The 25,422-nt window shown below is 51.2% G+C and carries 33 protein-coding genes and 3 pseudogenes; 32 read left to right on the plus strand and 4 right to left on the minus strand.

Going from position 1 to position 25,422, the window contains the following annotated elements; genetic code table 11:
- The first annotated feature begins 102 nt into the window (after positions 1-102).
- The 8 genes and pseudogenes from MCACP_RS03780 (at position 103) to MCACP_RS03815 (ending at position 9,233) form a co-directional block, all read left to right on the plus strand.
- A complete protein-coding gene (locus MCACP_RS03780) occupies positions 103-1,626 on the plus strand; it encodes a sugar phosphate nucleotidyltransferase (protein ID WP_406678052.1) in 1,524 nt (507 codons plus the stop codon).
- Positions 1,627-1,641: 15 nt separating this feature from the next.
- On the plus strand, positions 1,642-3,012 hold the full coding sequence (locus MCACP_RS03785) for a phosphomannomutase/phosphoglucomutase (RefSeq protein WP_406678053.1): 1,371 nt from the start codon (positions 1,642-1,644) through the stop codon (positions 3,010-3,012).
- Between the two features lie 70 nt (positions 3,013-3,082).
- Entirely contained in the window at positions 3,083-4,222 is a 1,140-nt protein-coding gene (locus MCACP_RS03790; protein ID WP_406678054.1) for a glycosyltransferase family 4 protein, read from the plus strand.
- A 148-nt stretch (positions 4,223-4,370) separates the two neighbouring features.
- A pseudogene (locus MCACP_RS03795) lies at positions 4,371-4,730 on the plus strand (NAD-dependent epimerase/dehydratase family protein); the annotation flags it as partial.
- A 231-nt stretch (positions 4,731-4,961) separates the two neighbouring features.
- Entirely contained in the window at positions 4,962-6,308 is a 1,347-nt protein-coding gene (locus tag MCACP_RS03800; RefSeq protein ID WP_406678055.1) for a sugar transferase, read from the plus strand.
- Positions 6,309-6,320: 12 nt separating this feature from the next.
- Positions 6,321-7,334 (plus strand): UDP-glucose 4-epimerase GalE, encoded by a 1,014-nt coding sequence (gene galE / locus MCACP_RS03805; RefSeq protein WP_406678056.1) that lies wholly within the window; start codon positions 6,321-6,323, stop codon positions 7,332-7,334.
- A 424-nt stretch (positions 7,335-7,758) separates the two neighbouring features.
- Positions 7,759-8,292, plus strand: a complete 534-nt coding sequence (locus MCACP_RS03810; protein ID WP_406678057.1) for a hypothetical protein — start codon at positions 7,759-7,761, stop codon at positions 8,290-8,292.
- Positions 8,293-8,354: 62 nt separating this feature from the next.
- A complete protein-coding gene (locus MCACP_RS03815) occupies positions 8,355-9,233 on the plus strand; it encodes a hypothetical protein (protein ID WP_406678058.1) in 879 nt (292 codons plus the stop codon).
- Between the two features lie 124 nt (positions 9,234-9,357).
- Here MCACP_RS03815 and MCACP_RS03820 read toward each other — a convergent pair whose 3' ends face one another.
- The gene (locus MCACP_RS03820) at positions 9,358-10,260 is read right to left on the minus strand and encodes an Rpn family recombination-promoting nuclease/putative transposase (protein ID WP_406678059.1); all 903 of its coding nucleotides are present in this window, start codon (positions 10,258-10,260) and stop codon (positions 9,358-9,360) included.
- A 151-nt stretch (positions 10,261-10,411) separates the two neighbouring features.
- Here MCACP_RS03820 and MCACP_RS03825 point away from each other — a divergent pair.
- From MCACP_RS03825 to MCACP_RS03855, 7 genes and pseudogenes are all read left to right on the plus strand, one after another.
- Positions 10,412-10,948, plus strand: a pseudogene (locus tag MCACP_RS03825) (polysaccharide biosynthesis protein); the annotation flags it as partial.
- A 140-nt stretch (positions 10,949-11,088) separates the two neighbouring features.
- A pseudogene (gene galE, locus MCACP_RS03830) lies at positions 11,089-12,054 on the plus strand (UDP-glucose 4-epimerase GalE).
- 136 nt (positions 12,055-12,190) lie between these two features.
- Positions 12,191-12,760, plus strand: a complete 570-nt coding sequence (locus tag MCACP_RS03835) for a plasmid pRiA4b ORF-3 family protein (protein WP_406678060.1) — start codon at positions 12,191-12,193, stop codon at positions 12,758-12,760.
- A 13-nt stretch (positions 12,761-12,773) separates the two neighbouring features.
- Complete coding sequence (locus tag MCACP_RS03840; protein ID WP_406678061.1) at positions 12,774-13,295, plus strand: hypothetical protein; 522 nt, start codon at positions 12,774-12,776, stop codon at positions 13,293-13,295.
- A gap of 191 nt (positions 13,296-13,486) precedes the next feature.
- A complete protein-coding gene (locus MCACP_RS03845) occupies positions 13,487-13,753 on the plus strand; it encodes a DUF433 domain-containing protein (protein ID WP_273175572.1) in 267 nt (88 codons plus the stop codon).
- Positions 13,750-13,920 carry a DUF5615 family PIN-like protein gene (locus MCACP_RS03850; RefSeq protein ID WP_406678062.1) on the plus strand — a complete coding sequence of 57 codons (171 nt, stop codon included), beginning with the start codon at positions 13,750-13,752 and terminating at the stop codon, positions 13,918-13,920. The genes MCACP_RS03845 and MCACP_RS03850 overlap by 4 nt, the downstream gene beginning before the upstream one ends.
- A gap of 47 nt (positions 13,921-13,967) precedes the next feature.
- On the plus strand, positions 13,968-14,168 hold the full coding sequence (locus MCACP_RS03855; protein WP_406678063.1) for a hypothetical protein: 201 nt from the start codon (positions 13,968-13,970) through the stop codon (positions 14,166-14,168).
- A gap of 306 nt (positions 14,169-14,474) precedes the next feature.
- Here MCACP_RS03855 and MCACP_RS03860 read toward each other — a convergent pair whose 3' ends face one another.
- Genes MCACP_RS03860 through MCACP_RS03870 form a run of 3 tightly spaced genes read right to left on the minus strand, consistent with a single transcriptional unit; the run spans position 14,475 to position 15,700 of the window.
- On the minus strand, positions 14,475-15,092 hold the full coding sequence (locus MCACP_RS03860; RefSeq protein ID WP_406678064.1) for a DUF4351 domain-containing protein: 618 nt from the start codon (positions 15,090-15,092) through the stop codon (positions 14,475-14,477).
- Positions 15,053-15,367, minus strand: coding sequence for an Rpn family recombination-promoting nuclease/putative transposase (locus MCACP_RS03865; RefSeq protein ID WP_406678065.1), 315 nt, complete (start codon positions 15,365-15,367; stop codon positions 15,053-15,055). Before MCACP_RS03865 ends, MCACP_RS03860 begins: the two co-directional genes overlap by 40 nt.
- A gap of 57 nt (positions 15,368-15,424) precedes the next feature.
- The gene (locus tag MCACP_RS03870) at positions 15,425-15,700 is read right to left on the minus strand and encodes a type II toxin-antitoxin system VapC family toxin (RefSeq protein WP_406678066.1); all 276 of its coding nucleotides are present in this window, start codon (positions 15,698-15,700) and stop codon (positions 15,425-15,427) included.
- A gap of 556 nt (positions 15,701-16,256) precedes the next feature.
- Between MCACP_RS03870 and MCACP_RS03875 the strand changes: the two genes are divergently transcribed.
- The 17 genes from MCACP_RS03875 to MCACP_RS03955 all read left to right on the plus strand — a co-directional run bounded on the left by MCACP_RS03875 (position 16,257) and on the right by MCACP_RS03955 (position 25,293).
- Positions 16,257-16,601, plus strand: a complete 345-nt coding sequence (locus tag MCACP_RS03875) for a hypothetical protein (protein ID WP_071541301.1) — start codon at positions 16,257-16,259, stop codon at positions 16,599-16,601.
- 101 nt (positions 16,602-16,702) lie between these two features.
- Complete coding sequence (locus tag MCACP_RS03880; RefSeq protein ID WP_406678067.1) at positions 16,703-16,984, plus strand: hypothetical protein; 282 nt, start codon at positions 16,703-16,705, stop codon at positions 16,982-16,984.
- A gap of 218 nt (positions 16,985-17,202) precedes the next feature.
- Complete coding sequence (locus MCACP_RS03885) at positions 17,203-17,460, plus strand: AbrB/MazE/SpoVT family DNA-binding domain-containing protein (RefSeq protein ID WP_406678068.1); 258 nt, start codon at positions 17,203-17,205, stop codon at positions 17,458-17,460.
- Positions 17,460-17,846 (plus strand): type II toxin-antitoxin system VapC family toxin, encoded by a 387-nt coding sequence (locus tag MCACP_RS03890; protein WP_406678069.1) that lies wholly within the window; start codon positions 17,460-17,462, stop codon positions 17,844-17,846. Before MCACP_RS03885 ends, MCACP_RS03890 begins: the two co-directional genes overlap by 1 nt.
- Positions 17,843-18,091, plus strand: coding sequence for an SEC-C metal-binding domain-containing protein (locus MCACP_RS03895; protein WP_406678070.1), 249 nt, complete (start codon positions 17,843-17,845; stop codon positions 18,089-18,091). Before MCACP_RS03890 ends, MCACP_RS03895 begins: the two co-directional genes overlap by 4 nt.
- A 99-nt stretch (positions 18,092-18,190) precedes the next feature.
- Positions 18,191-18,391 (plus strand): hypothetical protein, encoded by a 201-nt coding sequence (locus tag MCACP_RS03900; protein WP_406678071.1) that lies wholly within the window; start codon positions 18,191-18,193, stop codon positions 18,389-18,391.
- Entirely contained in the window at positions 18,375-18,530 is a 156-nt protein-coding gene (locus MCACP_RS03905) for a hypothetical protein (protein WP_406678072.1), read from the plus strand. The genes MCACP_RS03900 and MCACP_RS03905 overlap by 17 nt, the downstream gene beginning before the upstream one ends.
- Positions 18,531-18,597: 67 nt before the next feature.
- Complete coding sequence (locus tag MCACP_RS03910) at positions 18,598-18,834, plus strand: FitA-like ribbon-helix-helix domain-containing protein (RefSeq protein ID WP_406678073.1); 237 nt, start codon at positions 18,598-18,600, stop codon at positions 18,832-18,834.
- Entirely contained in the window at positions 18,831-19,280 is a 450-nt protein-coding gene (locus MCACP_RS03915) for a type II toxin-antitoxin system VapC family toxin (protein WP_406678074.1), read from the plus strand. Before MCACP_RS03910 ends, MCACP_RS03915 begins: the two co-directional genes overlap by 4 nt.
- Before the next feature lie 289 nt (positions 19,281-19,569).
- The gene (locus MCACP_RS03920) at positions 19,570-20,127 is read left to right on the plus strand and encodes an HPP family protein (RefSeq protein WP_406678075.1); all 558 of its coding nucleotides are present in this window, start codon (positions 19,570-19,572) and stop codon (positions 20,125-20,127) included.
- Positions 20,128-20,208: 81 nt separating this feature from the next.
- Positions 20,209-21,135, plus strand: a complete 927-nt coding sequence (gene flgL / locus MCACP_RS03925) for a flagellar hook-associated protein FlgL (protein WP_406678076.1) — start codon at positions 20,209-20,211, stop codon at positions 21,133-21,135.
- A 69-nt stretch (positions 21,136-21,204) separates the two neighbouring features.
- Positions 21,205-21,735 carry a flagellar assembly protein FliW gene (gene fliW, locus MCACP_RS03930; protein ID WP_406678077.1) on the plus strand — a complete coding sequence of 177 codons (531 nt, stop codon included), beginning with the start codon at positions 21,205-21,207 and terminating at the stop codon, positions 21,733-21,735.
- A gap of 126 nt (positions 21,736-21,861) precedes the next feature.
- The gene (csrA, locus tag MCACP_RS03935) at positions 21,862-22,101 is read left to right on the plus strand and encodes a carbon storage regulator CsrA (protein WP_406678078.1); all 240 of its coding nucleotides are present in this window, start codon (positions 21,862-21,864) and stop codon (positions 22,099-22,101) included.
- Positions 22,102-22,193: 92 nt separating this feature from the next.
- Positions 22,194-22,484 (plus strand): flagellar biosynthesis anti-sigma factor FlgM, encoded by a 291-nt coding sequence (flgM, locus tag MCACP_RS03940; RefSeq protein WP_406678079.1) that lies wholly within the window; start codon positions 22,194-22,196, stop codon positions 22,482-22,484.
- Positions 22,481-22,855, plus strand: a complete 375-nt coding sequence (gene flgN, locus MCACP_RS03945) for a flagellar export chaperone FlgN (RefSeq protein WP_406678080.1) — start codon at positions 22,481-22,483, stop codon at positions 22,853-22,855. Before flgM ends, flgN begins: the two co-directional genes overlap by 4 nt.
- A 77-nt stretch (positions 22,856-22,932) precedes the next feature.
- The gene (flgK, locus tag MCACP_RS03950) at positions 22,933-24,507 is read left to right on the plus strand and encodes a flagellar hook-associated protein FlgK (RefSeq protein ID WP_406678082.1); all 1,575 of its coding nucleotides are present in this window, start codon (positions 22,933-22,935) and stop codon (positions 24,505-24,507) included.
- Positions 24,508-24,666: 159 nt separating this feature from the next.
- Complete coding sequence (locus MCACP_RS03955) at positions 24,667-25,293, plus strand: Uma2 family endonuclease (protein ID WP_406678083.1); 627 nt, start codon at positions 24,667-24,669, stop codon at positions 25,291-25,293.
- Positions 25,294-25,422 lie beyond the last annotated feature (129 nt).

Raw genomic sequence — 25,422 nt, forward strand, 5'->3', positions numbered from 1 at the left:
CTATCTGGTGGTTTTGATACACAGCTTTAGTTTGATAGACCATACGGCGGAATTAACTTTTGCCGGGGTTATGAATGCTCATTATGTTAGTAGCAAATTAATATGGATACCATGAAACAGTTGGTGAAGGAAATGAAAGATGTCTTTACAATCATCATGGCTGGCGGTTCTGGAGAGCGATTCTGGCCTTATAGCCGTAAGGATCGTCCCAAGCAGTTTTTACAAGTAGTGGGACAGGGAACTTTACTTCAACAGACGGTACAGCGGGCAAAGCTTCTTTGCCCGGTAGAGCAGATATACATAGTAACTGGTCGTAGTTATCTTAACCTGGTGCAGGAACAGGTTCCAGAGATTCCAAAAGAAAACTTGATTGTAGAGCCGGTTGGGCGTGATACGGCACCCTGTATTGCTCTTGCTTTGTCTATTTTAGAAGCCAGGGGTCTAAATGGGACGATGATTGTTTTGCCTTCAGACCAGATGGTGATAGGGGAAGATGGATTTCTTCGTTCCCTTTCTACTGCCGTTAAGCTTGCCCATGAAACCTGCGGTTTAGTCACAATCGGTATCCGTCCAACCAGACCTGAAACCGGCTATGGTTATATCCGCATTGGAGAAAGGTTATCTAGTTTATCCGCTTTCCGGGTAGCCGCCTTCACAGAAAAACCAGATATGGGGAGGGCAATTTCCTTTCTCTCATCCGGTGAGTATCTGTGGAATAGCGGGATGTTTATCTGGCAGGTATCAGCCATACATGATGCTTTTGAACGTTACCTGCCGGAGCTAATAAAAGGTATTACTCCGATCCGGGAATCTGTCGACACACCGGATTTCGAAACAATACTCTCTAGAGTTTTTCCGACGTTAACCAGGATATCTATTGATTATGGCATTATGGAGAAAGCGGATAACGTCTACGTTGTGCCCGGAGACTTTGGATGGGATGATCTGGGAACCTGGACTGCTTTAGAGAGGGTTACAAAATGCGATATTGACGGAAATTTTGTCCAGGGCCGTTCTGTCCTGGTTGATACTAAAAATACTATCTTAAGAAATGACAATACCGACAAGCTAGTAGTAACCTTTGGGTTAAAGGATACCCTGGTGGTGGATACCCCTGATGTTCTTATGGTTGCTGATAAGAAGAGAGCGCCGGAATTAAAAAAACTGTTGGATGAGCTACGAAAACAAGGATTAGAACGATATTTAATGGGGCTAACAACTCCCGGGTTTGATGGGAATTCTAATGAAAATTCTGTGGAAACTTTGGAGGAAACTCTCTCCAGCGAGTATCCTGTTTATAAAAAGCCCTGGGGGCGTGAGATTTTGTGGGCGGTGAATGAACGTTATGCCGCTAAAGTTATCCATGTTTACCGTGGACATTCTTTAAGTAAACAATATCACCAGGAAAAAAGAGAAACAATGCTGTTTATAAAAGGGAGGGGGAAGCTCGAGCTGGGAGAAGAAGTACTTGATGTTTCTCCACCAATGGTGGTAGATATACCTGCAGGTATGGTACATCGTATTCAGGCTATTTCTGATGTTATATTTATTGAAGTTTCTTCCCCGGAACTTGATGACGTAGTTCGCTTAGCAGATGATTACGGTCGTATGTTAAATATAAAATAAGATATGGGGGTTATTATGAACCCGGTGGTCTTTAAAACTTATGATATACGTGGCGTGGCAGATAGGGATTTTCCCAGTAAGGAAGTAGAGTGTTTAGGTAGGGCTTTAGGGACTTTTTTTCTAGACAGGGGCGAATGCAAAGCTATTGTGGGGCGGGATAATCGCCGCCATTCTCCTCGAATTAGCGGGGCACTAATTCAAGGCATTTTAGCAACTGGATGTGATGTGGTAGATATCGGTCAGACAGTTACACCAGTCTTTTACTTCGCCCATTTTTATTATCAAATCGGGGCTGGAGTAATGGTGACTGCCAGCCATAACCCACCTCAAGATAATGGTTTTAAAATATTCTGTGGCGATAGTACCATCTACGGAGAAGATATTCAAACAGTACGACGTATTCTTGAGCAAGGTCGATTTTACGCTGGCCAGGGAATATTGCAGAGGATAGATCCGGAAGAAGCTTATATTAAATATATTACATCCCGTATAAATCCTTTACGAAAGCTTAAGGTTGCTATTGATGCCGGCAATGGTACGGCTGGAGAGTTAGCAGTTCGCTTATTTACAGCATTAGGATGCGAGGTAGTTCCCCTTTATTGTGAATCAGACCCGGAATTTCCCCATCACCATCCCGATCCTACCATTCCGGAAAACCTTACGGATTTAAAGGAGCTTGTTCTTTTGTCCGGCGCGGATGTAGGATTAGGTTTTGATGGTGATGGAGATCGATTGGGGGTTATAAACGATAGAGGAGAAATTTTGTGGGGTGACCTGCTCCAAATTCTATTCTGGCGAGAGATTCTACCGAAATATCCGGCAGCCCCGGCCATTGTGGAGGTAAAATGTAGCCAAGCCTTGGTGGAAGAAATTGAACGATTGGGAGGAAGGCCATTTTTCTACAAAACAGGCCATTCCCTTATTAAGGCAAAAATGAAGGAAATAAGAGCCCCCTTTACCGGCGAAATGTCCGGTCACTTCTTCTTTGCAGATGAATATTTAGGTTTTGATGATGCCTTATATGCCGGGGCTAGGTTAATTAGGCTTCTATCCAGAGAGAATAAGTCCCTCTCAGAATTACTGGCAGACGTTCCCCGATATTATGCCACGCCTGAAATCCGCATCCCCTGCCCAGAGGAAAAGAAGACAGAAGTGGTGGCTGAGATTGCTAAAATATTTTCTGATCGGGGCCATGAAATTATTGACATAGATGGAGCCAGAATTATTTTTCCAGATGGGTGGGCATTAGTGCGGGCCTCTAATACCCAATCCGTTTTGGTAGCGCGTTGTGAGGCTAAAACCCGGAAAGCCCTGGAGAGAATATCTCAATCCCTCTCAGAGGCACTTTCATATTATCCCATAGGCCAGTATTGCTGGAAAATATGATTTCTGCAGATAACAGTTAGGTGTAATGTTCTGACTGGTTAGTTATTGTTAGATAGAGAGGTATAAAGACTTGTTATCCCCCAAAAGCAACAGAATCTTATTCGTTGCTTCGGTATACACCCACCTGGCCGCTTTCCATATCCCATTCATGCGGCTTCTCCTGGATAAAGGCTATGAGGTACACGCGGCGGCTTCCTCTAGCGAAGGTAGGAAAGAAGAGGTTGAAGCAGCAGGGATAAAATGCTGGGAGATCCCCTTTGCCCGCTCGCCTTTTAATGTAAGGAATATGGGAGCCTGCCGGCGGTTAAAGGCTTTACTGCAGTCCCATCATTTTGACCTCATTCATGTCCATACCCCGGTGGCTGCTTTCCTGGGAAGGTATCTTGCTAAAGTTACGGACCAGGGGGCCGTTTTATATACAGCCCACGGATTTCATTTTTATAAAGGCGCCCCGCTCCGTAACTGGCTGATTTATTATAACGCCGAGCGCTTGGCCGCCCGGTGGACGGACGGGCTCATTGTAATGAACGGGGAGGATTTTGAAAACGCCCGCCGCATGGGATTTGAGCCTGATAAGAATTTGTTTTACGTGCATGGGGTAGGTGTAGATCTAAGCCGCTATGCGCCTCCGTCTTTTTCTGGGGGATACATACGGGCGAAGCTCGGTCTTTCGTCATCTGATGTAGTGGTCACTTGTATTGCGGAAATGAACCCCAACAAGAATCATATATTGCTCTTGCGTGCGTGGAAGAAGCTGGTGGAAAGATATAATGATTGTTACCTCTTGCTGGTAGGGGCAGGAGGGCTCATGTCATACCTGCAGGAGAAAGTTGAGAAAGAGCATATACCCCGGGTGCACTTTCTCGGCTACCGCCGGGATGTACCCCGGATCCTCCTGGAAAGCGACATCGTGACCCTGACTTCCAAGCGCGAGGGCCTTCCCAAATCCATCATGGAAGCCATGGCCGCCGGCAGGCCGGTGGTGGCCACCGATGTGCGCGGCAGCCGGGATCTGGTAGAGGATGGGTGTACTGGGCTCCTGGTTGAGTTGGACGATGTACCGGGTCTGGCTGCGGCTTTGGAAAGGCTGATTACAGATCCTGAACTGCGGGCCGCCATGGGGGCGGCCGGAAAAGAAAAGATTAAGGACTACTCTTTGGAGAAAGTTTTAAACGAAATGGCCGCTATTTATGAGCGTTATCTGGAGTAGATAGCGGGTTGAGTAGTTACCTGGGTGACAGATACTTGTGCGTTGTAAGGCGAATGTGAAGGTTTAGCCAGCTATGTTCGGGCAGCATGGTACAGGTGCTGGACGAAAGGAGAGGGAATATTGCGTATTTTAATCACCGGCGGCGCCGGTTTCGCCCTACGGGATCAGTAAACTTACCGGGGAGATGTACCTGCGCTTTTTCGCGCGCGAATATGGCCTGCGCTGCACGGCCCTTCGATATGGCAATGTATACGGCCCCCGGCAGGACCCCCACGGCGCGGCCGGCGTGGTGGCCATATTCTTGCGGCGGCTTTTGGCCGGGGAAGCGCCGGTAATCAACGACGACGGAAAATATATACGAGATTACGTAGATGTTGAGGATGTGTCGCGGGCCAACCTTTTGGCCCTGGAGGGCTTCCGTGCTTATAACGTCGGCACGGGCTTGGGTACAGACGTAAACCAACTGGAGAGAGGCCTGCGGCAGGCCCTGGCAGAGGTGCTGCACTAGCAGGGCCGGGTTGCGGAGCTGCCGGCAGCCACCTACGGCCCGCCGCGGCCGGGGGATCTGCGCGTGAGCCTCCTGGACGCCAGCAAGATCGCGCGGGAACTGGGCTGGCGCCCGCAGGTGACCCTGGCGGAGGGCCTCCGGCGCAGCGCCTCCTGGTTTGCTGGGCGATAGTGCGTTGCGAATGAATTACTGCTTTATTTGCTTTATTGCTCTGGGGGAGGACCATTAGCTTTGCGCTGGACGAAAATAGCGAAAATCCTGGGGGATCTTTTGATAGTTAATTTTAGCTTTTACATGGCCTTCTGGATCCGGTTTAGCGGCAATATTCCCTACGTTAACTGGCAGGCCTACTGGACGACAGCCATCTGGATCACCCTGGTGGCTTTTATTCTTTTTTACAGCTATGGCCTTTATGTCGGCGGCCGCTACCGCTGGATAGAGATCTTTGCCGCCCTGGTGTGGGTGGTGGTTTTGACCACCCTTTTTGGCATTGCCCTGTCCTACATGCTGCAAAAATACGCCTTCCCCCGTTCGGTTTTCCTTATGACGGCCCCCCTGCAGCTCCTTCTTTTAAGTATCTGGCGCTATGCCGTCTGGCGCTATAGCATCTGGCGGCAGGGGGTGTTGACCCTGGTGGTGGTAGGCCCGGTGGATGCAGCCGATTTGCGGGCGCGCCAGCTTGTCGCTGAAGGCGAGCGGCTCCACCGGGTACTGGGCCTGGTGGTTGAAGGCGGTGCCAGCCAAAACCGGACGGAGTTCCCGGTCCTTGGTACATTCGAAGAACTGGCAACGGCCCTTGATAATAGCAGGCCCAGGGCGGTTTTGCTCTGTGACGGCCTCCCCCTGGAGCAGCGGGAAAGGATGCTGCGAGAAATCACAGCTCGCAACCTGGCCGTTTTTATCGTTCCGGATATTTATGAAATCTTGCTGGCCCAGTCCAGAATGGGCCAGCTTGACGGTATCCCTGTTTTCCGGGTAGATGGTTTTGTTGCCTTGCCTTCCGGGGCCTGGAAGCGGGCCTTCGATATTGCTTTGTCCTTATGTCTATCTATAATAGCCATACCTTTGATTTTGCTGGCGGCCCTTGCAATAAAAATAGAATCTCCAGGAGGGCCGGTATTTTACCGCCAGCAGCGGGTCGGCCAGGGAGGCCGGGTGTTCCAGTTAATCAAACTGCGCACTATGATACCCGACGCTGAAAAGTATACCGGCCCCGTGCTGGCCACAGCCGGCGATCCGCGCTTGACACGGGTGGGCCGTTTTCTAAGGGCAACTCGCATTGACGAGCTGCCCCAGCTCTGGAACGTCCTCAAAGGGGAGATGAGCTTCATCGGCCCCCGGCCGGAGCGGCCGGTCTTTGTGGAACAGTTCAGGAAAGAAGTGCCGGGCTATGATTGGCGCCATCAGTTAAAGGTAGGTATCACCGGCCTGGCCCAGGTCCAGGGGCGCTACAGCACCACGCCGGCCGATAAACTGCGTTATGACCTGCTCTATGCTAAAACCATCTCACCTTTAAGCGACGCCCAGATTCTTTTACATACCCTGAAAGTAATGCTCATGCGCGATAAAGCATCATAGGAGGTACATATCATGGCTAAAGTACTGGTCACCGGCGGGGCGGGATATATCGGCAGCCACGTGGTGAAGGCCCTGGGGGAGAGGGGTTACCACGTGCTGACCTACGACAGCCTGGTAACGGGTCACCCCTGGGCGGTCTTATACGGCGACCTGGTGGTGGGCGACCTTTTGGACGCCGCCAAACTGGAAGCGGTGATCCGGGAGTTCCGGCCCGACGCCGTCATGCACTTTGCGGCCCATATTGTCGTCCCCGAGTCCGTGGCCCAACCTCTGAAATATTACATCAACAACGTGCAGGGCACCTTGAACCTCCTGGACTGCATGAAAAAGGGCGGGGTGGAGAAGCTGATATTTTCTTCCAGCGCCGCCGTCTACGGCATCCCGGAGCAAATCCCGGTGCCGGAAGAGGCCCCCTTAAACCCCATCAACCCCTACGGCTACAGCAAGGCCATGGTGGAGAGGGTGCTGAAGGATTTGGACGCCGCCGGGGGGATCACTTACGTTTCCCTCCGGTATTTCAATGTCGCCGGGGCCGACCGGGACGGTAGAATCGGCGAGGGGAAAGAAGACGCCACCCATCTCATCACCCTGGCCACCCGCACTGCTGCCGGGAAACGGCCTTATTTAAGCATCTTTGGCACCGACTATCCTACCCCCGACGGCACCTGCATCCGCGACTACATCCACGTGGAGGACCTGGCGGCGGCCCACGTGCTGGCCCTGGAGTACTTGCTGGACGGCGGGAAGAGCGACGTGTTCAACTGCGGCTACGGCCGCGGCTACTCCGTGCTGGAGGTGATCGCGGCGGCGAAGAAGGCTACCGGCGTGGACTTCCCGGTACGCTTTGAAGGCCGGCGGCCGGGGGACCCGCCGGTGCTGGTGGCCGACGCCGGGAAAATCCGTGAACGTCTCGGCTGGGTGCCGGCTTACGACAACCTGGAGGGCATTATCTATTCCGCCTGGCAGTGGGAACGGAAGAGGAATAGCGTCCCGGCTAGGCCCGCGACTATTTCACCCAGGCGGTGACCAGCGAGTAAGAGGATAGTCCTGAGATTAGGACCATGTAGAAAGCGACCGGGTGAAGCTTGCCGCCACCGAGCACGCTAAGCCCTGTAGTATCTTATGGATATGCCCTTTACAGCAAGCCTGAATTTTGTTTGCAAGCATAGTGCTATAATAGTATACTTCTGGTAAGAAAATCTTTCTGGATGTAAGGAGAAGGATGCTTCATGTCCAACCCTTTAGTGCGCTTAACCAGTAAAGGGCAGATGACTATTCCCCAAAGTATCAGAGCGTTTTGCCTGGAGTGAAACCGGTAAAATACCGGGCTTCGCGGAGCAATGCCGGGAATTGAAGACAAATCGCTGGTATAAGCTGCTGGCACGCCCGGGGCGCTGTAAGGTGGTACAGTTGACGCCTGCGCGTAATGGCCGAACACTAGCGCTTTTTCATGGAGGATAATATGGCGCGTAAATTACCTAAATACCTGAAGGCAGATATTGAACGCGGCTTTATCCTGGCCTACTATGAACTGGTGAAAGGCTGTAGGGTAAGCCTGGATGTATCCGGAGAAAATATTATTCCGGTAGTGGCCTTTGCCCAAAAACCGGGGGAATTTTATGGTATGGATTTTTCCAGTATATATCATTTTGCAGAAAAAGAGAAGCTGCAAACAAGGCTACGCCGGGTGCAGAAAAAAGTTGACGCACTCCAACGCTATGCAGAGTTTGCAGCATTGCAAATGGAAATGAAGTATCAGGTGGTCTACGAAATCTGGTGTTTCATGCCGCCCAACAAATTAGTGCTTGAAACAGTGAGTAAAGCCAGAGAAGAGGGAATGCCGGTAGAGCTGGTATCTGTACAAGAGGTACATGCCCGCTTAAAGCAGGTAGCCCTTCTCGAACCCATGGACAAGGACATTATTTACGAGAATGCTTTCCTGTGGGCGGCAAGTCTTTTCCGTAATGCCGGCGCTTGGAAATAGCCGGATAGCCTATTAGGAAAAGAAGCAACTATAATAACTGCAGGGATAGGGTGGGTATGATTATGCCGGATTTAGTAGAACTAATCGTTTTGGCGGCAGGAAAGACAAATCTGCGCTGCCTCCGGTTACCGGAACGAAAGATTATTACCTTACGGCCGGTCGGAGGCGTCAGGGATGAAACGGAGGGAGAAATCCTCAGGGTCATCCCCAATAAAGAATGGGAATACAAGAAGCATACTTATCTTTCGGGTAAAGTCATTGATTCTTACATAGACGGTTCCGTATTAACACCTGTTCCCCTGAGACTGTACTCGCATGGCACCTGGGATTCTTTTTATTACTTTGCCGAGCTGTGGGAAATTGATCCGGACCGGGATTTGCCTTCGTCTTTACCTGAGTGGGTAATTGCTGTTCTGAAAGCAGGTCCCCGTGAGGTATTTGAAATGGAGCAAATTATCCCCGGGGCGAACCCTGAGGAAATGGAGGACCCAATATCCCTGGCGGTTGAATATGCTCATCAGGGCAATATTGATAAAACGTGGGAAATTTTGCAGGGGTGCCTGACCAAAGATCTGCGTTGCATTGATGCCTTTGTCCACCTGGGCACATATACATTTGGAGATGGGCGCAGCGCCTGGCATGCAAAAAGAGCGATGCAACGTTACCTGGCAGGGGTTAAAGTTGGCGAGCAGGCCCTGCCGCCAGGCTTTAACGGACTGCTTCCGTGGAGCTGGATAAATAATCGCCCTTTTCTGCGCGCCCTGCACGGGCTGGGCCTCTGCCAGTGGCGCCTGGGCCAGTTTGATGCCGCCCGCAAGACATTCTGGCGCATTTTAATGTTGGATCCCATGGATGCCCTGGGATGCCGGTTTATTCTCCCGGATGTAGAAAAGGGTCGCGATTACCTTGCAACAGTAGCGGATGAAAATGGGCCTTGTTAGAGGCGATTACGCCGGCTTGACCATCCAGTGTTATATCCATTGGTTACTGATATAATCCGCGGGGATTTAAAGAATAACTTAAAGACCTGCCCGGTTAAAGCGAGCCGGTCTTGGGAAGCGAGGGTCAATGTTTAATATCAAGGACCTTCAACAGTTCATCCTCGCTGGTGATGTCCAATATCTTTTCCGCCAGGTCATCTAGCTGCTCCACTGATAAAGTCTTTATTTTCACTTCCACTTCAGAAGAAATGGTACCCAGGCGTTTCCTTAGCTGTCTTAAAAGTATTTCCTGCCGGCCCTGCTGTCGGCCTTTTAAATGCCAGGATGTGGTTAATTCCATAACCCTTTGCACCTCCTCGGGTTGGAGTTCTTCCGGTAACTTCTCCTGCAAGGTTTTTTCTTCTTCGGCGTTCAGCACCAGATAGCTTTCAAAAAAGGCGGTTATCAGTTCCATCCGCGCCGGGTCCAGCTGCATCCGTGTCAACAGGCGTAAAAACTCGATCTTTACCTGTACCCGCTCCCGGGGCGAATAGTCCATTTTGCTTAACAATGCCGCTGCTACCGGGTTGTTGCTGCCCAAGTACTGCCGCCAAGGCAGTCGCTTGAGTTGTACTTTGTAGAACTCGAATTGCAGGACCTTGAGAAAAGGAAACTCTACTTCATGCCGGTTGGTTTCTTCTGCCTTACTGTCATGGGCAAAGACAGCGATGGGCAGCACCCTTTTCTGGTGTTTTTCGTAAAGCCGGCTGAAGTAAATGAACATGCGCCGGGCGAAGTCGGCTTGCCGGTAGGCCTGGGGCTCGATATGGACCAGGACGCAGCCGTCTTCTCCTTTGATTTTAACTTCCGCCAGGATATCAACGTAGTGTTTGTCGCCGGCGGTAATATCGGTTATAATTTCCTGGGTTAAAAACCTGGTGTCCGAATAGTCGATTAAAGCATGGGCTTCCGGAAAGAAGAGCTCGATAAACTCTCGGAAAAAGGTGGTCAGCAGTTCCTTAAACAGGCGGTCGTGGTCGACGGGCATCGGCGGTTGCTCCTGTTTTTCTTTATTTTACCTGAGAGGGCCTGGCTGAGCAAGGGTTAGTTATTTAATTTTTTTGCGCTGCAAAAAAATGGTTGGTAACTATAATCCAATGGCGCGTAATGTATGTTATTATAGAAGTAACAACGGATAGTTTGTCCTCATCTCCACAGATAAAGCCGTCAACCCCACCAGCATCATGGGGGCTTCCAAGCGGGTGGCGGAGATGGTGGTTCAGGATATGGCCAAAAGGAGCCGGACCCGCTTCGCCGCCGTGCGCTTTGGGAATGTCCTAGGCAGCCGGGGCAGCGTGGTACCCCTCTTCCAGCGCCAGATTGCCGCCGGCGGCCCGGTGAAAGTGACCCACCCGGAGATGACCCGCTACTTTATGACTATCCCCGAGGCAGTGCAGCTGGTCATCCAGGCAGGTGCTTTAGTGCGGGGCGGGGAGATCTTCGTCCTCGACATGGGCGAACCGGTGAAGATAGTGGACCTGGCCCGGAGTATGATCATCTTGTCGGGCTTTGTGCCGGGACGGGATATTGAAATCGTCTTTACAGGCATCCGTCCCGGTGAGAAGCTCCATGAAGAAATCCTGACGGCTGGCGAAGGGGTCAACGCCACCTCCCATGAACGCATCTTTATAGCCAGGCCGGAGGAGTTCGACGCTGCAGTGCTGGAGCGCTTCCTGGCCATCGTTTCCCAGCCCGGCTGGCGGGCCGACATGGCCGGGATGGAGGAGTTTTTACGCTGGTGCTGCCGGGCTTCCGGGCAAAAGATGGACGGGAAATGGTGCAGGTAGGGTAAGACGGGGTACAGGAGGTACATTTCATGGCTAAAGTACTGGTTACCGGCGGGGCGGGGTATATCGGCAGCCATGTGGTGAAGGCCCTGGGGGAGAGGGGTTATAATGTCCTAACCTACGACAGCCTGGTCACCGGCCATCCCTGGGCGGTTTTATATGGTGAACTGGTTGTGGGTGACCTTCTGGACGTTGCCAAACTTGAGGCAGTTATGCGGGATTTTAAGCCGGACGCCGTCATGCACTTTGCCGCTTTCATTGTGGTCCCCGAATCGGTTGCCCAGCCGTTGAAGTACTACATCAACAACGTCCAGGGGACTTTGAGCCTTTTGGATGCCATGAAAAAATGTGGGATGGAGAAACTGATTTTCTCTTCCAGCGCCGCCGTCTACGGCATCCCGGAGCGTATCCCGGTGCCGGAAGAAGCACCCTTAAACCCCATTAACCCGTAAGGGTACAGCAAGGCCATGGTGGAAAGGGTGCTGCAGGATGTGTCGGCTGTCGGTGGGATAAGCTACGTATCCCTTCGGTATTTTAATGTTGCCGGCACCGACCGGGACGGCAGGATCGGCGAGGGTAAAGAAGACGCCACCCATCTCATCACCCTGGCCACCCGTACAGCGGCGGGCAAAAGACCTTATTTAAGCGTCTACGGCACGGACTACCCCACGCCGGACGGCACCTGCATCCGCGACTACATCCACGTGGATGACCTGGCTGCGGCTCACGTCCTGGCCCTGGAGTATCTTTTGGACGGTGGGGAGAGCGATGTTTTTAACTGCGGCTACGGTCGGGGGTACTCGGTGCTGGAAGTGATTGAAGCGGCTAAAAAGGTGACCGGCGTGGACTTTCCGGTGAAGTACGAAGGCCGGCGGCTTGGCGACCCGCCAGTCTTGGTGGCCGATGCCCGTAAAATCCGCGAGCACCTGGGCTGGGTACCGGCTTACGACGACCTGGAGGGCATCATCTACTCCGCCAAAAGGGATTTTAGGTGAAGTACTCTTGTTTTTCAAGGATATGCAGACTAATTTTTACCTGGCATTTTACCTGACGGGGCATGGCCGGGCAAGGTTATTTTTATGGCTACTGCAATGAGTCATCTAAACAGTCTGCACAGAGGAGGCATCAGGAATGGCCAGATGCAGTGCTCTTGCTGATGAAAACATTTATCAACTTAAGGTTACTTTAAAAAGGATTAAACCACCCATCTGGCGCCGGGTACAGGTGCCTGGTAACATCACTCTATACAGGCTGCATAAAATCCTGCAGGTAGTTATGGGCTGGTATAATTACCACCTCTACCAGTTTGTAATCGACGGCACCTATTACAGCGATCCGGATGACGAAGGCTTAATTGAAGTGAAAAATGCCCGCCGGCGAAAGTTAAAAGACGTAGTCGGCCAAGAGAAGAAAAGATTTATTTATGAGTATGATTTCGGCGACGGCTGGGAGCATGAAATTATCGTAGAAAAGATCCTGTCGCCTGATCCGGGGAAGCGCTATCCGGTATGCCTGAATGGCCGGCGCGCCTGCCCGCCCGAAGATTGTGGCGGCCCCTGGGGTTATGCTGATTTATTGGAGATCCTTGGGAACCCAGGACACCCGCAATATGAAGAGATGCGGGCCTGGGCCGGAGAAGACTTTGATCCAGAAAAATTTGATTTGGAATTCGTAAACCAGGCGTTAAAAACCGTAAGGTAATATGGAGGATAATATGGCGCGTAAATTACCTAAATACCTGAAGGCAGATATTGAACGCGGTTTTATCCTGGCCTACTATGAACTGGTGAAAGGCTGTACAGTAAGCCTTGATATTCCCGGGGAAAATATTGTCCCGGTAGTGGCCTTTGCCCATAAACCGGGGGAATTTTACGGCATGGATTTTTCCAGTACATACCACTTTGCAGAAAAAGAGAAACTGCAAACAAGGTTACGCCGGGTGCAGAAAAAAGTTGCTGCTCTCCAACGCTATGCAGAGTTTGCAGCATTGCAAATGGAAATGAAATATCAGGTAGTCTATGAGATCTGGTGTTTCCTGCCGCCCAACCAATTAGTGCTTGAAACAGTGAGTAAAGCCAGGGAAGAGGGAATGCCGGTAGAACTGGTATCTGTCCAGGAGGTACATGCGCGCATAAAGCAGGTAGCCCTTCTCGAACCCCTGGACAAGGACATTATTTACGAGAATGCTTTCCTGTGGGCGGCTAGCCTTTTCCGTAATGCCGGCGCCTGGAAATAAGCAGGCATTATACGCGCAATTTACGCTTCCTAGCAGGAGCGTTTTTTGTTTCTCTTGACATAAAGTTGAAACCCTGGAACCAGCATAAGCCTGGAGCGCATTATTTATTAGTATTTATTACGGGGTGGAAATTAAGTATCTGCGCAGGGTATAATATAGACTGGGAGGCAATTGACTCTAGAATTAAGGGGATGGTGAATGAAAAGATGGGAGAAGCAGAATTATTAAAACGAATCATTATCAATCCATCTATTTTTGGTGGTAAACCAATTATTAGGGGTATGCGTATTAAAGTGGAAAACATATTGGCCCTTCTCGAACAAGGGGTAACAATTAAGGAGATTCTGGAAGATTATCCTGACCTGGAACCCGATGATATTAGAGCTTGTTTAGCTTATGCTCGCGCTTTAGTCGCCAATGAAAGCCTGGAAGCTGTAAATGTGGAGGTAGCCCGTTGAAATTTCTAATTGACGTATGTGCTGGCGGCAAACTGAGTTTTTGGCTCAAAGAAATGGGTTATGATGTAGCCGATGTAAGGAGTAAGGATTGCTGCTTATCTGATGAAGAGATTATCGACTGGGCAATAAAGGAACAACGAGTGATTATTACCGCGGATAAAGACTGATTTTTTAGCGGTACGTCAGCATGCCATGGGGGAGGTAGCCAGCGAAATTGCCGGGGAAGGCAAAGACGATTGACGCCAAAATCATACTTCGTTTTCTTTTAAATGATAACGAGGAGAAGGCTGAGCGGTGTTCAGCCCTTTTACAAAGGGTTGAAAGCGGGGCAGAGCAAGTATTTTTACCCGACCTGGTCATTGCTGACGTAGTATGGACATTGGAAAAGTTTTATCGTCAACCTCCTCTTTTATAGCTCCGGGGTATGCGGCTTTCCAGCAAGTCGGTGGCCAGGAAAGCGTTGGAGTGGTATGTAGAAAAAAACGTTGATTGGACGGATGCCTTTGTTGCCGCCGGAATGGAAGCTGGAAACCGGATGGAGATATATTCTTACGATCGTCATTTTGATAAGTTTCCGGAAATTAAGAGGATTGAGCCCTGAACTACCCCTGGGAGAGGAACTAATCAGCTTTCTCCTCCATGGTTATCAGGATTCGGCAGTGGAGAAGGAAATGTTATGCCATCTTACAAAATAAGGGTAATCCTCTATCCAAAGGGCGTATCAATGTTTAATATCAAGGACCTTCAACAGTTCAGCCTCGCTAGTGATGTCCAATATTTTTTCCGCCAGGTCATCTAGCTGCTCCACTGATAAAGTCTTTATCTTCGCTTCCACTTCAGAAGAAATGGCACCCAGGCGTTTCCTTAGCTGTCTTAAAAGTATTTCCTGCCTGCCTTCCTGCCTGCCTTCCTGCCGGCCCTGCTGCCAACCTTTTAAATGCCAGGATGTGGTTAATTCCATAACCCTTTGCACCTCCTCGGGTTGAAGTTCTTCCGGCAACTTCTCTTGCAAGGTTTTTTCTTCTTCGGCGTTCAGCACCAGATAGCTGTCAAAAAAGGCGGTTATCAGTTCCATCCTCGCCGGGTCCAGCTGCATCCGTGTCAACAGGCGTAAAAACTCGATCTTTACCTGTACCCGCTCCCGGGGCGAATAGTCCATTTTGCTTAACAACGCCGCCGCTACCGGGTTGTTGCTGCCCAAGTACTGCCGCCAGGGGAGTCTCTTGAGCTGTACTTTGTAAAACTCGAACTGCAACACCTTGAGAAAAGGAAACTCTACTTCGTGCCGGTTGGTTTCTTCTACCTTGCTGTCATGGGCAAAGACAGCGATGGGCAGCACCTAATGAACATGCGCCGGGCGAAGTCGGCTTGCCGGTAGGCCTGGGGCTCGATATGGACCAGGACGCAGCCGTCTTCTCCTTTGATTTTAACTTCCGCCAAGATATCAACGTAGTGCTTGTCGCCGGCGGTAATATCGGTAATGACCTCCTGGGTTAAAAACTTGATATTCGTATAATCGATTAAGGTATGGGCCGCAGGGAAGAAGAGCTCCATAAACTCCCGGAAAAAGGTGGTCAGCAGTTCCTTGAACAAGCGGTCGTGGTCGACAGGCATTGGCGGCTGCTCCTGTTTTTCTTTATTTTACTTGAGAGGGCCTGGGTTGAGCAAGGGTTATTTTTTTAATATATTGGCAAAGGCCCGGCCCCGGAACTGCAGATCATTTGTGAAAAATAGCGTGGCATCTGATGCTAAAGCAAATGCCAGTTGAATGGCGTCAGGAGTTCGCACCCGGTATTTAACGCGGATTTCTGCCCCCAGAACGGCAATTTCCAGGTTAAAATCGATCAGCTGCAAATTGGGGTAAGATTTTAGTGTGGTAATATACTGCTCGCAGACTTCTTCCAGACCCAGGGATTTGGGTTTGACTAACAGTTCGAGAAGCGTCAAAGTCGAAGCAACGGCTGTTTTCTTATTTCAGCAGGCAACACCATCTGACATCTCGTGCCCAGTTTAACAGTTTTTATAATGTCCAACGTTTTTCCCTTCTTTCATGAACAAAAAATTATGATCTGATCATATTAAATTTATTTATGATAAAACAAGACGGGTTCGGTACACTAACTGCCTCCTCCACCGTGCGAGGCAACTGGGGAAAACAGGGCGGGTAGTTAAATATAGCTTTATTGTTTCTGCGTTCATTAAACGGAGGGGGTACGGCGATGGTACGGTGATGTTCGTACTAACCAGTTAAGTTCAATTTAACACCAGGGATAAGTCCTACTGTACCAGCAGCCGGCCGTGCCTGCCGCAGCCATACCGCTGTAACAACTCTAATATTTTCTCGCGATACGGCAAACTTTTTCCGGGCAGGGAACTTAAACTGGTAGGAAATCCTTTGCATCCTGACGATAACGTTTACCGGTAGCTGTATTCCTGGCAGCTTACGAAATTAGCCACTTCCTTTAGCCCCTGGTAGAATGAGGGGTGAAAGGAGGTGGACACCATGGCTAAAGTGACGGCGCCCCTGATGTCCCTGGATGCCAGCGGCGCCCTGGGGAAGGCCCTGGTCTTTGCCAAATGGAAGGGGATCAATTATGCCCGGCGCTATTTTGTGCCCATGAACCCCAATACGGAGAACCAGGAAAGGGTCCGCGGCTACTTCACCCGGGCGGTGACCAGCTGGCAGGGAGAGAGCCCTGAGACCAGGGCCATGTGGAACGCGGCCGTGCGCGGCCGGCCGCTGACGGGGATGAATTACTACCTGGCCCAGTATATCAAGTACCTTTCCAGCCATAACGGCCAGGCCCCGGCTACGCCCTTCCTGCCCCCGGGCCAACAGCAATCCTAAAAGCATCAGCCGGGAAGCGGCAGGGCCGGAGGCTTTGCCGCTTCTCCAACTGTAGCCCATCGGAATATGGCTTTCATCATTTTTTATAAGTATTGCCTAGAATGAGACATATACTTCAGCAGAATGGTTATGACCCGGATTATTACCTTTTATGGGATACTCAATCAGATGGTGACAGCCCACGTGCTGGGCCTGGAGCACCAGCTGGCCGGCGGCCGGGCGACCCGCCGGTGCTGGTGGCGGATGCTAAGAAAATCCGCGTGCGCCTCGGCTGGGTGCCGGTCCACGATGACCTGGAGGGCATCATCTACTCCGCCTGGCAGTGGGAGCGGAAGAGGAATAGCGTCCCGGCTGGGCCCGCGACTATTTCACCCAGGCGGTGACCAGCGAGTAAGAAGATAGTCCTGAGATTAGGACCATGTAGAAAGCGACCGTGTGAAGCCTGTCGCTCCCGGCCTGCTAGGCCCTGTAGTATTTTTTGGAGATGCCCTCCACAGTAAACTTGGATTTTGCTTGCAATTATAGTGCTAGTAATGGTATACTTCTGGTAAGAAAATCTTTCTGGAAGTAAGGAGAAGGATGCTTCATGTCCAACCCCTTAGTGCGCTTAACTAGTAAAGGGCAGATGACTATTCCCCAAAGTATCAGAGAAACTTTGGGCCTGAAGGCAGGCGATTATTTGACCATCCTGGTTGATGAAGATGAGATACGTTTGAAAAAAGTCCAGCCAGTGAAGCCCTTGAGTAAAGAAGACCCTATATGGAAATTAGTTGGTGCCGGCAACAGTGGCCTTAAAGATGTCGCTGCCAAACATGATCATTACCTGGCTGAAGGTGAAGTAGAAAGATGGAAAAAATAATGGTAGATACCAGTGCTGTTTATGCCCTTATTGACCGTTCGGACGATTTGCATGAGAAGGCTAAGAATCTCTTTAAGAAATTAAGCGAAAAGGATGTTGATTTAATATTAACAAACTTTATTTTGGCTGAAACCCATGCTTTAATTTTGAGCCGTATAGGTCATGAACTGGCCCGTGAATGGTTAAAAAATTTGGTTTGGAAAATTGAACGTGTTAAAGAAGAAGATGAGAAGCGAGCCAGGGAAATCATAATTGCATACAAAGATAAGTCTTTTTCTTATACCGATGCTACTACCTTTGCTGTCATGGAACGACTAAAGCTGAATGTAGCTCTGGCCTTTGATAATCATTTTACCCAGTTTGGCTGGCAGTGTCTTGACGCTTGAGGAAGAGCCAGAACTCATATGTAAGCGACAATTTTTACCAGGTTGAAAGAAACGATAATTGTCCCTGCGGCAGCGGCTGGAAATATAAAAGTGCTGCCTTTCCCGGGTGGGAGAAGCCAGTCGCCCCTCCTGAACCGGGTAGTTGGGCCGGGAACATATACCGCTGCCGGTCGGGAGATCCTTGCTACTCTGGGGTATATGTGCGGCCTGGCGATGGGCGAAAGGGAAACGCCTCCCGATCCTGAGCGGCTGGGCCCGCTGTTAGGGAGGAAGAGGAGAAGGCATTAGAAGCCGCATAACCGGCAGAACTAAAAATCCAGATCGAACAGTTAAAAAATCTGCTCATGGCCAAAGAGCATCTGCGTTCTATCCGCGTCCCGGGTTATTTGCTGCTGGGATTTGAAGAGGAACAAGATGATGTTGACGAAGAAGAGTTCAAAAAGTTTATCCGGCAGATCTCGGCAGAACTTGCCGCCGACCATAATTTTATTTTTAATGCGGTCTACTGCATGCCCTATTCCCTGCACCATGAAAGATTTGTTTAACGAACAGATCATAGCCGGCTATACCGACTGCTTAAAGGCTCGGGGCCAGGAAAAGGAAGCGGAATACGTCTGGCACCAGTTCCAGGCGCTGTCCCGGGAGGCCAGGGAGAAATACGAAGCAGGTGAGGGGAGGTCTTGATTGGTTGCTGTTTAGTTGGGCAAATGCTATAATGTTGCTATCAAAATGATAGCAAGGGGGGCTGACTTTGCCCGACATTCTAATTCGCAATGTATCCCGGGAGGTTCTAAGCACACTTAAGCAGCGGGCCGCTGCTAACGGCAGGTCCTTACAAATGGAACTGCACAAAATATTGGAAGAAGCAGCGGGGGAAAAAAGCTTGGACGGCATCAAATTGGCCGCTGAGATAAGAAAACAACTGCAGGCAAAAATGAAAAACTACAGCGACAGCGTCGATTTAATCAGAGAGGACAGGGAAAGGTGAAAATATTTGTCGTAGACGCCAGTGTTGCTGTTAAATGGTACATTCCTGAACCCTGCTCGGAACGGGCAGTGGAACTTCTGGAAAGGGCGGCAAAAGGCGACTGCCGTTTATGGGCTCCGGATTTGATTTATGCGGAAGTGGGCAACGTCCTCTGGAAAAAGTGCATGCGTGGAGAAATCGGTGAGGAAGATGCCCGCAAGATATTAGGGGCTATGGTTAAAGCATTCCCTGCCAGTGTTGCAGGGAGTCAGGCTTTACTTCCCGCCGCCTTTGAGATCGCTTACGGCTACAGGCGGACGCTGTATGACAGCCTGTATATCGCTCTGGCCGTGGCCAAAAACGGAGTATTCATCACGGCTGACGAAAGGTTGGTCAACGCCCTGCTGCACACTTCGCTTGGCCCATTTGTGCGGTCGCTTAAGAATAAGACATCACCGGGCAGTTGATCTGGGAAGACTCGTAGGGTGGTACAATTGACTGAGCGTAAGCGGCTGGACACAAACAGAGGGGCGGTCTTTACCGGCAGAGGTCGGAGAGGCCGCCTTTTCCAAAAGGCGACACAGTGAAGTTTGCTTGGAACTTGAAGGAATACCGTTGCCCTTATGCTATAACGGTTGGGCAAAAATCCAGGCAGAATGTTCTAAAAATAGACCATCGCCCTGGAAGGATAACCCCGGGGAATAGCGAATAGACTGCCAAAAGAACATTCTAAACCTGGAGGAAGGTGTCCGAGCCGTGCAAGGGGATACTTCTATCAGCACCGGCAGCAGCAAACCTGCGGCGGGCTATTGGGAAAAGATCAAAGGGGGCAGGCGGACGATTTCCCTGCCCGTTCCCCCGGCGGTGGATCTTTTTGTTTCGTGGCTGGGCGCCTTTTTGGGCATCGGCGCGGTGGCCGGCCTCTCCCTGGTCTATCATATGCCCCTCCTGGTCCTTTCCTTTGGCGCTTCTGCCGTTCTCATTTACGGCGTACCCGACGTACCCCTGGCCCAGCCCCGCAATGTTATCGGCGGGCACGTCATCGCGGCTGCTACGGGAGTATGTATTTATTATTTTTTTGGCCTCACCTGGTGGTCGGCGGCCCTGGCCACGTCTTTGGCCATTGTCTTGATGCTCGTTACCGGAACTACGCATCCGCCTGGTGGGGCCACGGCCCTGGGGGCGGTCCTGAATCGCGCTTCTCCTATATACATACTGACGCCCGTGGCGGCGGGGGCGGTCATCATGGTAATTATCGGCCTCCTGGTCAACAATCTTTCGCCCCACAGGAGATACCCGAAGTACTGGTTGTAGCTTTAAGGTGCGCGCCCGGTAAAGTTCCTCCCCGGTTTACCGATATAGAGATAAGAGGCTGAAAATACGGGGTGAATAAAGGTGCGCATCACCAACCGCATGCTCGGGCAGAACGTTATCCGCAATATCAACCGCAACCTGGAGAATATGGCCCGCACCCAGGAACAGATGGCTTCCGGCAAAAGGGTCAACCGCCCTTCCGACGACCCCATCGTCGTCGCCCGGATCCTGGCCTTTAAGACCTCCATCGCCGCCAATGAGCAGTATAAAAAGAATATGGAAGACGCCAAGGGGTGGCTCGACGCCTCCGAAAGCGCTTTGGGCATGGCCACGGATGTGCTCCAGCGGGCCAGGGAGCTGGCGGTTTACGGCTCTAATGGTACGATGCCCCGTGAGTCCATGCAGGCTTTGGGACAGGAGGTAGATCAGCTTCTCGACGAGATGGTGCAGGTCGCCAACACTTCTTACGGCGGCCGGTACGTATTTGGCGGCAGTCAGACGACGACAACGCCGTTTGAAAAGATCAGTGATAGGAATAGTCAGGACTATCCTGTAAAGTATAACGGTAATTTGGCAGATTTAAATTGGGAAATTGCCCCGGGAGTGGTTGTTGCCGTTAATGAAAACGGTGGAAAAGTATTTAAAGACGTTATTGATAATGGTGCGGGGGGGAAAGATTCTATATTTAAATTGTTAAGTGATCTGCGAGATGGTCTAAATAACGGTGTTTATTCCGACGTTCAATCTACCCTCAGCAAGTTCGACCAGGCCATCGATCACCTCCTCAACATCCGCGCCACCCTGGGCGCCAAGAGCAACCGCATGGAGATGGCCACCTCCCGCCTGGATGATACCCAGATCGGCCTCACCACGACCATGTCCAAGCTGGCAGATATCGACCTGGCCGAAACCGTGATGAATTATAAAAACCGGGAAAACGTCTACCGGGCATCCCTGGCCACGGGGGCCATGGTCCTGCAGCCGAGCCTCATCGACTACCTGCGCTGATAACCTCCTGAGACCCATATAAAAATGTGCGTTCCGGCCGGCAGGGGCATGAGGTGCCGGCCGTTGCGTTTGTTTTTCAAAGGACCCGGGCGGCCGAAGCTTCGAGCGGCGCCCGGGGTAAAGCGGGCTGTTAAAATCACCCGGCGTCAGAAGGTGGAGATAGTCGTGCTGGTGCCAACCTCGCGCTTCGGTATGGTGGAAGTCAACCCGGCGGAAATTTTAACTTTCGCCCAGGGCATCCCTGCTTTTGAAGGTTTAAGGCAATTTTTTTTCTATCCCATCCCGGACAACCCGGCGTTCACCTGGCTCCAGGCCGTGAGCGATCCGGAAGTGGCTTTTCTCCTGGTGGATCCTTTTCTCTTTTTCCCCGGCTATGAAGTGGAGATACCGGACAGCCTGCAGAGAGAACTGGAGATTAAAGACGCTGCCGACGTTCTGGTGCTGGCCGTGGTGACCGTCCCCGACGGCGACGTCCGGCGCATGACGGCCAACCTGGTGGCTCCAATGGTCATCAACAGGACCGCCCGCCTGGGCCGGCAGTTTATCATGGAGGGTACCAGATATACCACCCGGCACCCCCTGTTTCGTGACAAAGGATGAAGGGCGTCGGTGGGTATAGGGGAGCGGCAGGTACGCAGGTGGAGAGACGGTTGCCTGGAAAGGGAAGACTAATGCAGGGCGGGGATGGTACACCTGCCTGAGGCCATGATAAAGGAGCGGTAGATCGTGCTCGTCTTAACCCGGCGGGTCAACGAAGCCATCGTCATCGACGGCAGGGTAAAAGTAACGGTCATCAGCATCGACCAGGATAAAATCCGTTTGGGGATAGACGCCCCGCCGGAGGTGCCCATCGTCCGCGAAGAGCTGCTTGCCGCCGTCCGCGACGAAAATAAAGCCGCCGCCAGGACGGCGGCCGTAGCGGCCGGGGAACTACCCGTGAAAACAAAGCAGAGTGAGCGGCAGTAACATGGACTGCACGGCCGGGTAAAGATCATTGTTAACTTACCGATATAGAGATTATAACTAAGCTGAAAAACATCGAACAGGGGTGTAAGTGCTTGAAGATTACGGGACAGGGACCGGTATCCTGGAACCGGGTGTGCGCAGCCTATCAGCAAGCTGCGGGGGTCAAAGGCAACGACCGGCCCGCTCAGGCCCGTCGGGAGGAAGATAGTGTCCAGCTATCACCCGAAAGCCGGTTGATCAACGATTTAAAAACGCGCCTGGCGGGGGCAGAGGACATCCGCTCCACCAGGGTTGAGGCCATACGTGCCGCCGTAGCATCGGGTACTTATAAAGTATCCTTGGAAGAGCTGGCCGGCGCCATGTTGAAGGAGATGGGCCGGTGAGGGAACTGGCGGCAGTACTGCAGGCAGAACTGGAAGTGGTCGGGGAACTGCTGGCAGTGTGCCGGCAGGAGCAGGACGCCCTGGTGGCCGACAATATAGAGGCCATCCGGGAAGCTTCCGGGAGAAAAGGAGAACTGGCCCGCCGCCTGGCGGTCCTGGAAGAGGAACGACAGCGGGTCACGGTCGGCCAGGCCGGTACACAGGAAACAGAAAAACTGCGCAGCCTTTTGAGGCAGGCGGTGCGGGAACTCCAGGAAGTCAACGAAACGAACCGCCTGCTGGCGCGCCAGTCCCTGGCTTATGTGCATAAGATGCTGACCTTGCTGCTGCCGGAAGGTCCTGCCCCCGCTCTCATGGACCGGTTGGTGTAGATAAGTTCTGCCCCGCATCCCGGGTGCGGGGTTTTGCCGGCACGGCTGATTAGTCCCGGAGTAAAGGGTGAAGAACGATGCCAGGAACATTTTTTGGTTTTAACACTGCCCTGCGCGGCATGCAGGCCCAGCAGCGGGGCATTTACACGACTGCCCACAATATCGCCAACGCCAACACCGATGGTTATACCCGCCAGCGGGTGGTGCTGGCCACCCTGCCCGCCTATCCCGTCCCTTCCATGAACCATCCCGGCGGCCAGGGCTGGCAGATCGGCACCGGTGTCGACAGCCAGGAAACCCGCCGTATGCGGGACGAATTCTTAGATACTCAGATCCGCCGCGAAACCGGCACCCTCGGTATGTGGCAGCAGATCCAGGACGTCTTGTCCCAGGTGGAGATCGTCTTTAACGAGCCTTCAGACACGGGCTTAAGCACCCTGATGAGCCAGTTTTGGGCCGCCTGGCAGGAACTGGCCAAGAACGCGGAAAGCTCCCCGGTGCGGACCACCGTCGTCGAGACTGCCAGCGCTTTGGCGGAGGCCTTTAACCACAGCGCCCAGCAGCTAGAAACAATCATCAATGATATCGACCAAACAATTAAGTTAAAGGTCACCGAAATAAACTCCATCGCTCAGCAGATTGCCGACTTAAACGGCCAGATAAAAAATATAATCGCCGCCGGCGACCAGCCTAATGATTTGATGGATCAGCGAGATCTGCTTCTAGATAAGTTAAGTAAGATAATTGATTTTCAAGTGGAACCTAATACTATAACAGTTAATGGGAAGGAAGTTTTTGACGGGCAGATTAAGGTAAAATTAGGCCTATCTACGAATTATTTAGTTGAGGTAGCTAATGACCAAAGTAAAATTAATAAGATTAAGTCCTATAATGCAAAAATATATATGGAAAGTGATACTACATCCAATACGTCTGAGATTCAGTTTAGTCGCGGAGAAATTAAAGGCTTGCAGGAAGCTTTTAGTGATGTAAACACTTACCTAGCTAAGTTAAACATTCTCGCCAGGGGCCTGGCGGAAAACATAAATAACCTTCATAAAGAAGGTTACAACCTGAGCGGCCAAAAAGTTGATAGTAATGCTGGAACTGTAGACACGTATGAAAACTTCTTTGTTGCCTTAACGGATCCATCTAACCCCAATAATTCTATTTCTAATATCACAGCCCGTAATATTGCCGTTAATCCCAATATCCGTAATGATGTAAGCCAGATAGCTGCAGCTTATCCTGATCCCAAAGATACATCGACATCGAATCCTCCTGCAAGTATTGCTCCAGGTAACGGTTATAATGCCTTAAGGATTGCTCAACTACAACAAAAACTTTACGTTGAAAATAACGGAACTTTACAAGAAAGCCTTTCAGGAGGTGTAACTATAGACGACTATTACAAAAACTTCACCGCCAAACTCGGCGTCGACGCCCATGAAGCCAGCCGCATGACCACCAACCAGGGTGTCCTGGTGGACCAGCTTACCAACCGTAAAGAATCCATTTCCGGCGTTTCCCTTGATGAAGAAATGGCCAACATGCTCCAGTACCAGCGGGCTTATGAAGCTGCGGCGAGGATGATTACCACCCTGGACGCTATGCTAGATAAAATCATCAACGGCATGGGCGTGACCCGGTAGAGCTGGGAAGAGCTATATGTGGGAAACTTTTCAAGAAAATAAAACCGGGATGAGCAGGAGCGGCTTGAGCGGTAACTGTTTGTATGATATGATCATTTCAGCAAATTGGTACAAGACGCCGATGTCGTCCACTATGTCCCGACAGCAGGTGAAACTGAAATGAGCCAACAGTATAACCATAACCTGCTCAAAGAGGCCTGCACCCGGTACGCCGTCGCCGATGCCCGACCTCTCCCGCCCGGCAAAATGACCTTTGAACAATTCCTTACCTGGGCCGATGAAGACACCCTGGCCGAATGGGTAGAGGGAGAGGTCGTACTTATGACGCCGGCATCACTGCGGCATCAAAGAATAGCGGGCTTTCTTTATACGATTATCAGGGAATTTGTCGTCCGAAATAATTTGGGGGAGGTGCTTTTTGCACCTTTCTTAGTCCGCCTGCCGGACCCATTAAAAAGTGCACGTGAACCTGACTTAATCTTTGTAGCCAGGGAGCGCCTGCACCTGCTTAAACCTAATTACCTGGACGGGTCGCCTGATTTAATAATCGAGATAACCTCACCGGAAAGCCTTGAACGTGACCGGAGCATCAAATTTAAGGAGTACGAACAAGCAGGCGTGAAAGAATACTGGCTTATTCACCCCGATACCCACCAGGCCGAGTTTTTCCAGCTCCAGGATGGCCGGTATCGGCAGATACGGCCGGATGAAGACGGGGTTTATACCTCCCGGGTGCTACCGGGTTTGAGGCTGAACTTAAATAAATTGTGGGAAGAGGTACAGTGACCAGGGTTTGCGACCCATGTTCACGTCACCCCGGCACAAGCCGGGGTTTTTTTGTGCCTATCGGAAATCACAGGAATAAAGACCGGATTTGGAAATTATTTTGTCTAAAGCCTATCATATTTACCAGTT

Source organism: Neomoorella carbonis (genome assembly GCF_045278715.1).
Taxonomy (GTDB): domain Bacteria; phylum Bacillota; class DSM-521; order Neomoorellales; family Neomoorellaceae; genus Neomoorella; species Neomoorella carbonis.

Bases quoted from the DNA above. Each gene is read 5' to 3' on its own strand.
- MCACP_RS03780 (WP_406678052.1), top strand. From the start codon at position 103: ATGGATACCATGAAACAGTTGGTGAAGGAAATGAAAGATGTCTTTACA.
- MCACP_RS03785 (WP_406678053.1), top strand. From the start codon at position 1,642: ATGAACCCGGTGGTCTTTAAAACTTATGATATACGTGGCGTGGCAGAT.
- galE (WP_406678056.1), top strand. From the start codon at position 6,321: ATGGCTAAAGTACTGGTCACCGGCGGGGCGGGATATATCGGCAGCCAC.
- MCACP_RS03810 (WP_406678057.1), top strand. From the start codon at position 7,759: ATGGAGGATAATATGGCGCGTAAATTACCTAAATACCTGAAGGCAGAT.
- MCACP_RS03815 (WP_406678058.1), top strand. From the start codon at position 8,355: ATGCCGGATTTAGTAGAACTAATCGTTTTGGCGGCAGGAAAGACAAAT.
- MCACP_RS03820 (WP_406678059.1), bottom strand. From the start codon at position 10,260: ATGCCCGTCGACCACGACCGCCTGTTTAAGGAACTGCTGACCACCTTT.
- MCACP_RS03835 (WP_406678060.1), top strand. From the start codon at position 12,191: ATGGCCAGATGCAGTGCTCTTGCTGATGAAAACATTTATCAACTTAAG.
- MCACP_RS03840 (WP_406678061.1), top strand. From the start codon at position 12,774: ATGGCGCGTAAATTACCTAAATACCTGAAGGCAGATATTGAACGCGGT.
- MCACP_RS03845 (WP_273175572.1), top strand. From the start codon at position 13,487: ATGGTGAATGAAAAGATGGGAGAAGCAGAATTATTAAAACGAATCATT.
- MCACP_RS03865 (WP_406678065.1), bottom strand. From the start codon at position 15,367: ATGCCTGTCGACCACGACCGCTTGTTCAAGGAACTGCTGACCACCTTT.
- MCACP_RS03875 (WP_071541301.1), top strand. From the start codon at position 16,257: ATGGCTAAAGTGACGGCGCCCCTGATGTCCCTGGATGCCAGCGGCGCC.
- MCACP_RS03880 (WP_406678067.1), top strand. From the start codon at position 16,703: ATGAGACATATACTTCAGCAGAATGGTTATGACCCGGATTATTACCTT.
- MCACP_RS03890 (WP_406678069.1), top strand. From the start codon at position 17,460: ATGGTAGATACCAGTGCTGTTTATGCCCTTATTGACCGTTCGGACGAT.
- MCACP_RS03900 (WP_406678071.1), top strand. From the start codon at position 18,191: ATGGCCAAAGAGCATCTGCGTTCTATCCGCGTCCCGGGTTATTTGCTG.
- MCACP_RS03905 (WP_406678072.1), top strand. From the start codon at position 18,375: ATGAAAGATTTGTTTAACGAACAGATCATAGCCGGCTATACCGACTGC.
- flgK (WP_406678082.1), top strand. From the start codon at position 22,933: ATGCCAGGAACATTTTTTGGTTTTAACACTGCCCTGCGCGGCATGCAG.
- MCACP_RS03955 (WP_406678083.1), top strand. From the start codon at position 24,667: ATGAGCCAACAGTATAACCATAACCTGCTCAAAGAGGCCTGCACCCGG.